This is a genomic window from Curtobacterium sp. MCLR17_040, from assembly GCF_003234735.1.
Classification (GTDB): domain Bacteria; phylum Actinomycetota; class Actinomycetes; order Actinomycetales; family Microbacteriaceae; genus Curtobacterium; species Curtobacterium flaccumfaciens.
Map to the genome: position 1 here is coordinate 42,827 of NZ_QKTE01000002.1, position 12,529 is coordinate 55,355.

Annotated in this window: 9 protein-coding genes; 3 read left to right on the top strand and 6 right to left on the bottom strand. The window is 70.6% G+C overall.

Annotated elements, in window-relative coordinates; genetic code table 11:
- Positions 1 to 98: 98 nt before the first annotated feature.
- Entirely contained in the window at positions 99 to 302 is a 204-nt protein-coding gene (locus DEJ01_RS02205) for a hypothetical protein (RefSeq protein WP_111092097.1), read from the top strand.
- A 1,065-nt stretch (positions 303 to 1,367) separates the two neighbouring features.
- A complete protein-coding gene (locus DEJ01_RS02210) occupies positions 1,368 to 3,005 on the top strand; it encodes a choice-of-anchor D domain-containing protein (protein WP_181438339.1) in 1,638 nt (545 codons plus the stop codon).
- 71 nt (positions 3,006 to 3,076) lie between these two features.
- On the opposite strand, the gene DEJ01_RS02215 is transcribed toward DEJ01_RS02210, so the two are convergent.
- Both DEJ01_RS02215 and DEJ01_RS02220 read right to left on the bottom strand, forming a co-directional pair.
- Positions 3,077 to 3,445, bottom strand: coding sequence for a hypothetical protein (locus DEJ01_RS02215; protein WP_111092099.1), 369 nt, complete (start codon positions 3,443 to 3,445; stop codon positions 3,077 to 3,079).
- 34 nt (positions 3,446 to 3,479) lie between these two features.
- Positions 3,480 to 4,004 (bottom strand): NUDIX domain-containing protein, encoded by a 525-nt coding sequence (locus tag DEJ01_RS02220; protein ID WP_111092100.1) that lies wholly within the window; start codon positions 4,002 to 4,004, stop codon positions 3,480 to 3,482.
- A 116-nt stretch (positions 4,005 to 4,120) separates the two neighbouring features.
- On the opposite strand from DEJ01_RS02220, the gene DEJ01_RS02225 reads away from it, so the two are divergent.
- A complete protein-coding gene (locus DEJ01_RS02225) occupies positions 4,121 to 5,014 on the top strand; it encodes a phosphotransferase (protein ID WP_111092101.1) in 894 nt (297 codons plus the stop codon).
- A gap of 21 nt (positions 5,015 to 5,035) precedes the next feature.
- Here DEJ01_RS02225 and DEJ01_RS02230 read toward each other — a convergent pair whose 3' ends face one another.
- The 4 genes from DEJ01_RS02230 to DEJ01_RS02245 form a co-directional block, all read right to left on the bottom strand.
- The gene (locus tag DEJ01_RS02230; protein WP_220038660.1) at positions 5,036 to 5,953 is read right to left on the bottom strand and encodes a GNAT family N-acetyltransferase; all 918 of its coding nucleotides are present in this window, start codon (positions 5,951 to 5,953) and stop codon (positions 5,036 to 5,038) included.
- Positions 5,954 to 6,040: 87 nt separating this feature from the next.
- Complete coding sequence (locus DEJ01_RS02235; protein WP_258375624.1) at positions 6,041 to 8,011, bottom strand: prolyl oligopeptidase family serine peptidase; 1,971 nt, start codon at positions 8,009 to 8,011, stop codon at positions 6,041 to 6,043.
- Positions 7,984 to 9,795, bottom strand: coding sequence for an N-acetylglutaminylglutamine amidotransferase (locus DEJ01_RS02240; protein WP_111092103.1), 1,812 nt, complete (start codon positions 9,793 to 9,795; stop codon positions 7,984 to 7,986). The genes DEJ01_RS02235 and DEJ01_RS02240 overlap by 28 nt, the downstream gene beginning before the upstream one ends.
- Positions 9,795 to 12,380, bottom strand: coding sequence for a carboxylate--amine ligase/circularly permuted type 2 ATP-grasp protein (locus tag DEJ01_RS02245; protein WP_111092104.1), 2,586 nt, complete (start codon positions 12,378 to 12,380; stop codon positions 9,795 to 9,797). Before DEJ01_RS02245 ends, DEJ01_RS02240 begins: the two co-directional genes overlap by 1 nt.
- Positions 12,381 to 12,529 lie beyond the last annotated feature (149 nt).

Here is a 12,529-nt window from a genome sequence, read left to right on the forward strand (position 1 = left end):
CTTGGGCGGGTTCACGTCGAGAATATCGCCGCAGCGCCCTAGCTCGGGTCTCGTCAGCCGATCGGTCATCGAGACGCCACCAGCGTTAGGTTGGCTCGGTGGACGTGATGAGCGCGAAGGTGTTGGGGTCGATCGCTCTCGCCTTCGGACTGGTGTTCATCACGACGTCGATTGTCCGCTTCATCCGCCCAGACCTTGACGTGGTGCTAGCGGTCCTGAACACAGCGCTTGGCATCTTTTGGCTCGGAGCGGGCATCGGGTTGTGGCGCTTCGCACTTCGGAAGGCGAAGCGCGGCCAGTAGAGGATCGGCTAGCGGGACACGATCTGCGGCATGCTTCAGGCCTGGCCCAAGTGAAAGCACCTGCTCCAATAGGTTTGGCGCTCGTTCGAGTCCTTGCAGTGTGCGCGCCGCTCGTTGGGCGGCAGCAGTAATCTCGGGCATCGCGCAAGTTCGATCCGGAGACGCCATCGGCTACCTACTTGTCGCGCTGGGCGCCCTAATGTTCCTGCTCACGTACTACTTCATCCGGATCACCCGGATCACCCGGATCGCTCGCCGCTGAGCCATCTTCAATCGAGTCTCGCCACTCCCCCGGCACGGTGCATGATGGGGCCGTGAGTGAAGAACCTGACGAGAAGCCATCGTGGTCTCGTGGCACCACGATTCTCGTCGGGTCCTTGCTCGTTCTGTCTCAAGTACTCACGATCACGTCTCGCGTTCTCAACGGCGATAGCTTCCTCAGCCCGTGGGTCATTACCAGCGCCGCTCTCGCCGTCATCGGCGCCATCTTCGCCGGGATCGCATTGACCAGGACGAAGCGATCGCATTGATCGCTGGTGCCGCTCGCTAACGTCCGGTAGCCGATCGGCTACCGGACGCTCGGCTGCGTGGAGCAGGGGCGCGAGGTGCCCTGTCCGCGAGGGACGACCGTTCCGGACGAGGACGTGCCAGCGTCGAACTGTGGCAAAAGGTCCGGCGGCGCGGACTCACCCCCTCGACATCACCGCGTACCTCACGGCAGAAGAAGAAGGCGATGGGGCCGACCACCGGCCCCGCGCTCAACTCGATACCGAACCGCCCGGTTGAACGTCGAAGCAGCGCGCACAAGTGCAGGTCGAGCAGTGCGGCGGGAAGCTGGCGGTAGGGGGAGGGGTATGCCGTCGCCTCACGGCGCGTACCTGCCTGAGTGCGGAGTAATGTTCATTTGCCGCTCTCCCCGGGAGCGTGCCCCGGGACAGAACGGACTACGCAATGCGGCGCATCGCCCGCTCAGCAGCCATCGGTGCTGTTGCACTTCTCACCGCAGGACTCTTCACCACCGTCGGCACGTCGGAGGCGAACGCTGCCACGGCGAGCGGGGGCGTCTTGCAGATCTTGTCCCCGTGGTATCAGACGAAGGGCGAACCCGAGTTCGCTGACGGGGACAGCGTCGTCCTGACCGACGCCGACACCACTCGAGGTATCAACGCTCGCACGACCGGCACGGGTCGCGGTTCGTTCACGCTGAGCCCTCCAGAAGGGAAGCCACTGACGACGGGGGTCTACTGGCTCGACGGCAACCACCCGCACAGCGAGAAGCAGCCGACGCTCGAGATCGACGGAACGTACATCTACGGCGAGTTCTCGATCCTCGACCTCGCGTCCGACCCGACGAACGGTCAGATCACCAGGTTCGACGCGGTCGTCCCGGGCATCGGCGAATTCCGGTTCGGCGAGGACGCTGCCGGCTCTGTGATCCTGGGCGCACGGAACGTCGTGTTCACGAAGACGTTCATCGGGTTGCCGAAGACAACCCAGGTCGAGACTGTGCACAACACCGGCACAGCACCGATCACGATGGGGAAGCCGGCTGTCACGGGGGTGAACGCGAGGTCGTTCTCGGTCAGCAACAGCACCTGCGAAGCCACCCTCGCAGCCGACGCGACCTGCACGTTCAACATCAACTTCCGACCGAGGACCGCCGGTCCAGCCACCGCTGTGGTGAACGTGCCGGTCGGCGGAGCAACGCAGACGGTGGCGTTGACCGGTTCGGCGTTCCTCGGGAAGACGATGATCACCTCCTCCGGGAAGGACATGGTCAACAAGGGCAAGACGACGAAGGCAACCTCCGGCTCAACGGCGATGTCGATCTCGTACAGCGCACTCGCTTGGTGGTTCAAGGCGGATGACCTCGACGGCAGCGGCGGCATCGTCAGCGTCCGCCTCGAAGGCCCGTACGGCAAGGTGTTTCCCCTCGGTACGACGAAGACGACGATCAGTGGGAAGTACTCGATCGTCACAACCGTCGATGGGTACGGATGCGACACCAACGGCACGATGACGGTGAAGCAGTTCAAGCTCGACCCCGTCAGCGGGCTGCCGGACACGGTCGACATGTCGTTCACGCAGTACTGCGTCGACAAGATCGCGCAGCACGGCACGTTGCAGTGGCAAGCACGGTCCGACGTCACGGCACCGGCAGCCCCGACCGGGATCCGGGTCGGTTCAGCAACACCGACGAAGGTGAAGTGGACGTCGTCCACATCGAAGGACGCAACGTCGGTCGTCGCTCGTCTCGTGCAGGGCGACGGTGCTGGCGCGACCGTCCAGAGCGGTGTGCCGCTGGTGGTCACCGGCGCTTCCGCGGCGGTGCCGCGGCTCCCGACCGGCCAGCGGTACACCATCGCGGTGTTCGCCGTAGACGCAACGGGAAACGTCAGCAAGGCGGGAACGACGTCCTTCGGGACCGCGCCGATGACCGTGATGGCTCCAGGGCGTCCCACCATCACCGGGACGACGACCGGGCCCGGTTCCGTCACCGTGTCGTTCGACGCGCCAGCAAGTGATGGGGGCCTGCCCATCACGAGCTACATCCTCTCCGATTACCGAGACAGTGTGACTGGAACGTCGAGCCCTCTGACGCTCACAGGGTTGTCCGCCGGGAGCAACATGGTCTCAGTCACCCCGGTGAACGCAGCAGGGAAGGGCCTGCCGTCGTACAGCAGGCAGGTCACCATCGGGTAGCAGTGCCGATGGCTCACTGAGACGGGGACCCCGGCCGTCCCCTACCTGCCGCGACGGCGAGGTGCGGCGACCTACGTGTTCGTCGCCGCCTTGAGGATGACGACGGCGACCGCGGTCAGCAGGAGGGCGCCGCCGAGGCCGGCGAGGGGGTACCAGACGCCGCCGGCGCGGTGGTGGCGGCGGATGCCGAACGCTCCGCCGGTGATGACTGCCGCGAAACCGCCGAAGAAGGTGAGGCCCATGCTGCTGTACCAGCCGGCATCCCCGCAGGAAACGGTGCGGGCGGCGCAAGTGCTGTACGAGATGAGGCTCTCGTTCAGGATGTAGCCGACGCAGCCGATCGCGGCGAGCAGCCCGACGACGATGACGACCCAGATGAGGACGAGGTTCCACAGCGCGCCGCGGTCGCCGAGCGGTGCGCGTTGGATGCGGGACGCCATCGGGCTCCTGTTCTGGTCCGTCTCTCGGATGTCATTAGAGTGCCATGCGGGCAGCGAGGATCGATGCCATCGCCGCTGGCCACAGCGCATCCAGCCGCGGCCCCCATGGTTCTGCCATCACCCCACTCTGACGAAGCGCGGTGACCTCCGACAGGGAGACCCAACGCCGATCCATCACCTCGGTCGGATCCGCTCGCACCGCTGAACCACTCGGCTCCTGCACGACGAAGAGGTCCACGAGCGCCGTCTCCTCGGTGAAGCGGCCGACGCGGCGCAGAGCCTCGGGGTCGACGGTGACGTTGGTCTCCTCGAGCAGCTCTCGGCACGCAGCTGCAGGACCAGTCTCGCCTGCGAACGCGCTCCCACCGGGGAACTCCCACCCGAAGGCGAACTCCTTCGTCGGAGCCCGCTGCGTGAGCAGGACGGTTCCGTCGGCTCGGTAGACGCACACCGTGACCACCAGATGGAACGCCCCGCCCGGCCAACCCGCGTCACCGCGCCGGAACGTCCCACCCATCGGCGCCCCGGCCGCGTCAACAAGATCCCACCACTCGTCCACACCGCCAGCGTAGGACGAACCCTCACGCGGAACGTCAACATGCGGTGGCAGCGGATCGGCGGCCGCGACGTTGTCGAAGGGTTCCAGTGGTCGGAGCAGGACGGTAACGTGCCGCCATGCACTGGGGGGACACCGGACTCGACGACGAGCAGATCGCGTTCGTGCAGCAGACACTCCCCGATGCCGTCATCGTGGCCGATGACTCCTGGGGGCTCCTCGACACCAGGGTCCTGCACGTCCGCGCTGGCGACGACGGCTTCACCGTGAAGGCCTCCAGTCAGACCAACACGCACTTCCCTCGCGAGCTCGACGCCCACCGCACCGCCACCGCCGCACTCCGAGCCAGCGGGGACACCGGTGCCCTCGTCGCCGCGAACGAGGAACACCGCGTCCTCGTGCTCGAACGCGTCCCCGGGCACCTCGCCCTCGGGACCCCGGACGAGCACGACCCAGACGTCCACCGTCAGGCCGGGGCAGTGCTCCGACGACTACACGACCAGGACACCCGCCACGACCCGACGTTCCTACTGCACGAGCAGGCGAAGGCACTGGCCGCGCTCGACGCCCCGCACCGAATCCCGGACGACGTGGTCGCCCGCGCACGAGCGGCACTGCGCGCACTCCCGACCGACCACGCGACGCAGGCCCTCGTCCCGACCCACGGCGACTTCCACCCGCGCAACTGGATCGTGGACGACGACGCCCGCGACGACCGCGACGACCGCAACGACCACGACCGCAGGCTGCGCGTCATCGACTTCGGCCGGTTCGGCTGGCGCCCCGCGTCCTTCGACCTCACCCGCCTCGCGGTGCTCCACTGGCAGCACGATCCCGCCCTGGAAGCGGCGTTCTTCGACGGGTACGGCGACGACCCGCGCACTGCGGACGCGTGGCGCTGGCTGCAACTCCGCGAAGCAGTGGGCACCGCGACCTGGGCTTACGCGGTCGGCGACGAGGGCTTCGAGGCCCAGGGCCACGACATGCTCCGCCGCGCCCTCGCCGCGTTCTGACCCGTCAGACCAGGACGCAGCTCACGGCACCCGCACGAACCGCGGCGCCCCACGGTCCCGCAGTCGGAAGCCGAGGTGCTGGTACAGCCCGATCGCCCCGGTGTTCCCGGCGGCCGCGTGCATCAGCGGGGTCTCCCCGCGCTCCCGGATCCCGTGCGCGACGGCGAGCACCAACCGGCGCCCGAACCCCTGCCCCCGGTACGCCTCGTCCGTGCACACCGCGCTGATCTCGGTCCACCCCGGCGGGTGCAGGCGCTCCCCCGCCATGGCGACGAGCCGCCCGTCCCGCCGGATGCCCAGGTACGTGCCGAGCTCGATCGTCCGCGGCAGGAACGGCCCCGGCTTCGTCCGCTCCACCAGGGCGGTCATCTCCGGTACGTCGTCGGGCGTCAACACGACGGCTTCGTCGTCCGGTGCACCCTCGATCGCCTCACCGGTCAGCTGCACGCCACCGGCACCCTCGACGAGCTCCCACCCCACGGGCAGGACGGCGGCGGCACCGACGCCGAGCATCCCGCCCGACCCGAGCAGCGCCCGGACGTCCTCCCAGTCCTGCGCGGTGGGCTGCGCGGGGATCCCCGTCCACACCGACACGTCGGTCTGGTAGCGGACGACGTCGCCGCGCCGCTCGGCGAACCGCGCGTGGTGGCTGTTCAGCGCGGCCATGGCGGGTGCGTCGAGCATGCGCGTCGGGGTGCCGTCGTCTGCGATGGTCAGGTCGAGCGTCCGGAGCGCCTCGCCGCGGGAGTCACCGCCGCGGAACCCGAGGTCCTCGATCCGCCGTCGATCGCCGTCCGCCCACCCGGCGGTGTCCGCGACGACGCCGGAGGCGTAGTTGTTCGTGGCACGGTGGACGACCTGCTCGACGTCCGCTGCCGAGGCCACGAGGACCTCTCCCGGTCGGGGAAGCGCGGTCGAGGTCGGCGCAGTCGTCGTCATCCCACCATTCTCCGCCCGCGGCGAGCGCCGCCGGCGCATCGTTGCACCCGGTGACGCCGTGCCGCGGCTCGCACGGTGCGAGGGGGCTCACGCCAAACGCGCCGCCACGAACTCGACCATCCGCCGCACGAGCAGCGCCTGCGACGCCACCCGCCGGTACTCGTGCCCCTCGCCCTCGAGCTCCAGGTGCTCCACGTCGTGCGCCCGCTCCCGCAGCGCCGCGACGACCTGGTGCGCCTCACCGATCGGCACGTTCGTGTCGAGCTCACCGTGCACGACGAGCAGCGGCGCCGTGACGTCGTCGATCGTGCGCATCGGCGACAGTGCCGCGAGCAGGGCCTCGTCCTCGACGGGATGGCCGTACTTCGTCGCGGCAGCAGCCGCGATCCACGGTTCGGTGTCCCGGTAGAAGGTCGCGAAGTCGCTCATCCCGCACACCGCGACCCCGGCCGCGAACACGTCGGGTGTGAACGCCAACGACGCGAGGGTCGCGTACCCGCCGTACGACCGCCCCTCGACGGCGACCCGGGAACGCTCGGCGTACCCGTTGGTCACCAGGAACCGCGCGCAGTCGACGACGTCGGCGAGCGCGTTCCACCGCAGCGCCAGGTCGTCGGCGTGCACGAACTCGTGGCCGTACCCGGAGGACCCGCGGATGTTCGGCGCGAACACGGTCACCCCGGCGGCGGCGAGCGCCTGGTGCTGCGGCGAGAACGTGGGTCGCTCCTGCGACTCCGGTCCGCCGTGCAGGTGGACGAGCGCTGCGCGGCCGGGAGGCCCGACATGCGTTCCGACGTCGGCTCCCGCCACCGACGCGGTCGGCTCCACGGCCCGGTACAGCCACCCGGTCAGCTGCAGTCCGTCACGGGCGGCGAACCGTTGGAGCGTCGGCTCGACCAGCTGCACGTCCGGCAGCACCGGCACGTCGGTGACCCGGCTCCAGGTCAGCGCGTTCGTGTCGAGCCGCCACAGTTCGCGCGGCCGGGTCGGCCCCTCGACGGCAAGCAGCACGCTCCGCCCGTCGCGGCTGAGCACGGGGTCGGTGACGACGTACCCGGGCAGGTCCGGCACGGGGGTGCGCGAGGCGTCGTGGGTGTTGATGAGGTCGAGTTCGCTGCGACCGTCGACGTTCCAGACGAGCAGCAGCGTGCGGCCGGCGTCGTCGGCGTCCAGGTACTCGAGCTCGGCGTCGTCGCGCTCGACGATCCGTCGGGGTGTGCCGCGCCAGCCGTGCGGCCCGACCGGCTGCGCGACGAGTCCGCGGCGGGGCAGTCCGGCCTCGGTGGCGACGTAGGCGACGAGCGGGCTGGTCTCGCTCGCGGGCGAGGGCCGCAGGAACGCGATCTCGGCGGACCCGTCGGGGTCGTCGGCGAACAGGGCGTGGCTCTCGTCGGTCAGCCGGTCGACGACCACGACGAACTCCTGGCCGCGCTGCCCGTCGCTCAGCACGACGAGCCGTTCCTCCACCGACAGGTCGAGGATGTGGATGAGCTCCCCCACGGCCAGGTCGTCGCGGTCCCCGGTGACCGGGTCGACGAGGTACGCACGGGCCGGCTGCTCGGGCTCGGTCGAGGGCAGCGTGATGACGACCCGGTGTCCGCTGCGGCTCCACGGTCCGAGTTCGGCGTGCTGGTACCGCGAGCCGGCGATCTGCGCGGCGTCGGAGCCGTCCGGCCGCACCACCCAGACCTGTTGCTTCACGCCGCCGTCGGTCGCGATGGCGACGGCGAGCCACTCCCCGTCGGACGACCACGACACCCGGATCACCGGGTCGTCGGACAGTGCGATCCGCACCGGCTCAGGCAGCTCGTCGCCGACGACGACGTCCTGCACGAAGACCTCGGGGGTGCCGTGCCGGTCGCTCACGAACGCCACGCGCCGGGCGTTCCGGGTCATGGTCGGTCCCCACGATCCCCAGGCGGCGGTGAGCCGCGCACCCAGGTCGGCCGCGGCCCTGGTGGTGACCGACGGCTCGACGATGGCCGACGACGCGACGCCCTGCGCGCCTCCAGGCCGGACGGAACCCACGATCACCGCACCCCCTGCTGCTGCAGCCACATCTCGATCAGGCCGAGCTGCCAGAGCGCGTTCGCGCCGATCGCGGTCCTGGTGCTGTTCGGGTCCTGCAGCATCCGCTCGACGGTGGCGGGGTCGAAGAGCCCGCGCTCCCGCGCCTCGGGTGCGTGCAGCGCGTCGCGGACGCGCTCCAGGTACGGGCCTTCGAGCTGCCGGATGGCGGGGACCGGGAACGAGCCCTTGCTGCGGTCGATGACGGCGTCGGGGACGATCCCGCGCGAGGCGCGCTTCATCACGCCCTTGCCGCCGTCGGTGAGCTTCATCGACGGCGGGATCGCGGCGGCGAGCTCGACGAACTCGTGGTCCAGGAAGGGCACGCGGGCCTCGAGCCCCCACGCCATCGTCATGTTGTCGACCCGCTTCACCGGGTCGTCGACGAGCATGATCGTGGTGTCGCTGCGGAGCGCGGCATCCACGCTCGTCTCCGCGCCCGGCCGTGCGAACTGGCGGTCCACGAACGCCGACGGGGTGTCGTCGTCGCTCTTCCACCGCTCCCCGAGCAGGCCCTGCAGCGCCGGCCACCGGCGGTCCATGAACACGGAGCGGTAGGCCTCGGCGGCCTGGTCGCGCGGGACGTCGGCGAGCGGCGGGTACCAGTCGTAGCCGGCGAGCACCTCGTCGGCACCCTGGCCGGACTGCACCACCTTGACGTGCTGCGAGACCTCCTGTGACAGCAGGTAGAAGGCGACGCAGTCGTGGCTGACCATCGGCTCGCTCATGGCGGCGACCGCACCGTCGATTCCGTCGAGCAGGCGCGACGAGGGGATGTGGATGCGGTGGTGGTCGGTGCCGAAGTGCTTCGCGACCTGGTCGGAGTACTCGAACTCGTCGCCAGATTCACCGCCCGCCGCCTCGAACCCGATGCTGAACGTGGCGAGGTCCTGCTGCCCGGCCTCGGCGAGCAGCCCGACGACCAGGGACGAGTCGATGCCACCGGAGAGCAGCACCCCGACCGGGACGTCGGCGACCATCCGGCGCTCGACGGCGGTGCGGAGCGAGCCGATGAACGCCTGCTCCCAGTCCCGCTCGGACCAGTCGGACTTGGCTGGGTCACGCTCGAAGCGGGGCTCCCAGTAGACGGTGTCCTGTGTGGTGCCGTCGGGGTCGATCACCCGGACGGTGGCGGGCGGGAGCTTGCCGACGCCGGCCAGGATCGTGCGGGGTGCGGGGACGATCGAGTGGAAGCTCATGTACGAGGCGAAGGCGACGGGGTCGATGGACGTGTCGACTTCCTTGGTGCCGGTGCCGCTCGCGCCGCCGTCCCCCGCCAGGATCGCGGGCAGGGAGCTCGCGAACCGGAGGCCGCCCGGGACGGGCGCGACGTAGAGCGGCTTGATACCGAGCCGGTCCCGGGCCAGGACCAGCCGACCGCTGGCGTGCTCCCAGATGGCGATGGCGAACATCCCGATCAGGTGGTCGACGAACGCGGTGCCCCACTCGGCGTACGCCAGGGCGATCACCTCGGTGTCCGACGTCGACGCGAACCGGTGCCCCTTGCCGTGCAGCTCGTCGCGGAGTTGCCGGTAGTTGTAGACCATCCCGTTGTAGGCGATCGTCAGCCCGGCCTCGGCCAACACCATCGGCTGCGCGCCCGCAGTGGACAGGTCGACGATGGACAGCCGTCGGTGCCCCAGGGCGACCGGGCCGCGAGCCCACAGGCCGTCGCCGTCCGGGCCGCGGTGCGTCATGCAGCCGGTCATCCGGGCGACCGCCCCGACGTCCGGCGCTCGGCCGTCGAACCGGATCTCACCCGCGAGTCCACACATCAGCGCTCTCCCTCGGTGTCCGCCGGGGCGGAGTCGGTGTCCGCCGGGGCGTTCCCGACGATCCACGTGTCCTTCGCGCCGCCGCCCTGCGACGAGTTGACGACCATGCTGCCCTCGGGCGCGACGCGCGTCAGGGCCACGTCGGCCAGGTGCACGTCGTCCGGTCCGGTCCCCGTCGCGTACACGAAGGCCCGCAGGTCCACGTGCCGCGGGTCGAGTCCGGCCGGTCCGATCGTCGGGTGCGAGGACAGCTGCACCACCTCCTGCCCCACCCACCCGGCGGGGTCGGCCGCGATCTCGCGCCGTCGCTCGGCCACCTCGGGGGCGCTCGCGCTCGGTCCGATCAGGACCCCGCGGCCGCCCTCGCCGTCGACCGGCTTCGTGACGAGTTCCCCGACGCGGTCCAGGACCGACAGCCGTTCGACCTCGATGCTCGTGCGGTACGTCGGCACCGATGCCAGCAGGGGTTTCTCGTCCAGGTAGTACCAGATCAGGTCCGGCACGGTGACGTACATCGCCTTGTCGTCGACCAGCGCGTTGCCCGGCGCGTTCGCCAGGTAGACCCGTCCTGCCTCCGCCGCGTCGAGGATCCGCGCACCGAGGTCGGGAGCGTGCTCCGCCGTCAGCGCGCTGACGTCGCGGTCGATCCGCAGGTACAGCCCGTCGAGCACGTCACCCGTCGTCGCGTCGACCACGCGTCCGTCGCGGACCTCCAGGTCCGACCCGGACAGGAGGCGCAATCCGGCCCCGTCGGCCAGCCTGCGGTGCTCGAACCACGCGCCGGCGGCGGGGCCGTCGCTGACCAGTGCGATCAAGGGGTCGGTCGCGCCCGTCACCGCGGCTGTGTTCGCGCAGAGGGTCCGGCGCAGCCGGTCGATCACGCCGTGCGGGTCGCGCAGGTGCGCCGGCCGCGGGGCGTCCGGCACGACGTCGTCCATCAGCTCGCGCAGGGCGATGCCGTACGCGACGCCCGAGGGCGAGCGGACGTTGTCCTCGAGCACCCGCCAGCCGCCGAACTCGTTGCGCACCAGGTCGAACCCGAGCACCGGCGCACGGACGGCGGTCGCCGGCAGCCGGGTGGCGTCCGGGTCCCAGCCCTTCGCGCCGACGAAGTGGTCCGCGTCCAGCACGCCGTCGGCCACGATCCGCCGGTCGCCGTACGCGTCACGCAGGAACAGCTCGATCGCGCGGGCACGCTGCCCCAGGCCACGCTCGAGCTGCGACCACTCGTACGCGCTGATCGTCCGGGGCACCAGGTCGCAGCCGAACTCCTGCGCCCCGCCGTCCACCACGAAGCCGACGTGGTGCTCGCGGGTCCAGGCGTCGCGGGCGGTGCAGCGCTCGATCGCGGTCTCGGCGTCCCAGCCGTCGAAGAACGCCGCCAGGTCACGGAACGCCGGACGGGGGCGTGCCCCGGGGCCGACCGCCTCGTCGCCGGCACGGACGCGGTACCCGGGGATCGGGACCACCGGGTCCTCGTCGCGTCCGGACGGGAGCCCCGCGGTGTCCTCCACCACCAGGGCGACGACGTCGTCCATCTCCCCGCGCTCGGCGTAGGCGGTGCGCTGCCGGTCGGTGGAGTTGCCACGGGCCAGGGTCGCGTCGAGCAGCTCCGTCACCGTCCCCCAGTCGCCGAGCTCCTCGAGCTCCGGACGCAGCCGGGACACGAGCTGGCGCACCGCGACCTCGGCGGGCAGCCGTTCTGGGTGCTGCCCGAGGCCGACGAGTTCCCCGCTCAACCCGGAGCGGGCGGCCTGCCACATCGCTGCACGGTGCAGGGGTTCACTGCGCGGGTGCCACTCGGCGCCGGACACGACCGACTTCTCGGCCTTGCGCACCGCGGCGCGGAAGAGTCCGGCGATGAGCACGGCGTCGTCCACCACCGGGGTCGCGTCGCAGACCCGGAGTTCGAGCGTCGGTGCGTGCGACGACGGCCGCACGTCGAAGTAGGCCATCTTCTTGTCGGCGATCACGCCCGAGGCGATCAGGTCGTCGAGTACCCGGTCGTACTCGGCGGCGTCCTCCACCGGACCGAAGCTGCCGGCCGACGGCCACCGCTGCCAGATGATGCTCCGGAACGAGGCGTACCCGGTGTCCTGCCCGTTCCAGAACGGGCTCGACGCGCTCAGGGCGAGCAGCACCGGGAGCACCGGCGCCACCCGCTGGGCGATCAGCACCGCCAGGTCGCGGTCGCTCACCCCGACGTGCACCTGCAGGCCGCAGATGAGCTGTTCGTCGACGAGCATCCGGTACTGCTCCTGCATCCGGCCGTACCGACCGCCGGAGCTCAGCTCGAAGTCGGCGTACTCCGACCTCGGCGCGGTGCCGACGGCGGCGATGGTGACCCCGGCCGGAGCGATCGCGGCGCTGAGCTCGCTGCGCAGGTCGACGATCACCCGCCGCAGGTCGTCGAGGGTCCGCACCACCGGGGTGTTCGTCTCGATCGTCGTGCGCTGCAGCTCGGCGCCGAAGCGGTCGGTGGGCAGTTTGGGCAGAAGGCGCGGGGCCTTCGCGGAAAGTCGGCCGGACTCGAGGTCGATGAGGTGCAGCTCTTCCTCGGCGCCGAGCGTCAGCTCTGCACTCATGGCTGGAACCTACGCGCGGCGGCTGTGGTGCGCACCGCGGCACACCGCCCGACTCGTGCCCGTAACACGCCCGTCCACCGGTCGTCACGAGCACTGAACTCCCGCCCGCACCGTGCGAGGCGCGCCACCCCGTGCGAGGTTCCACGCAC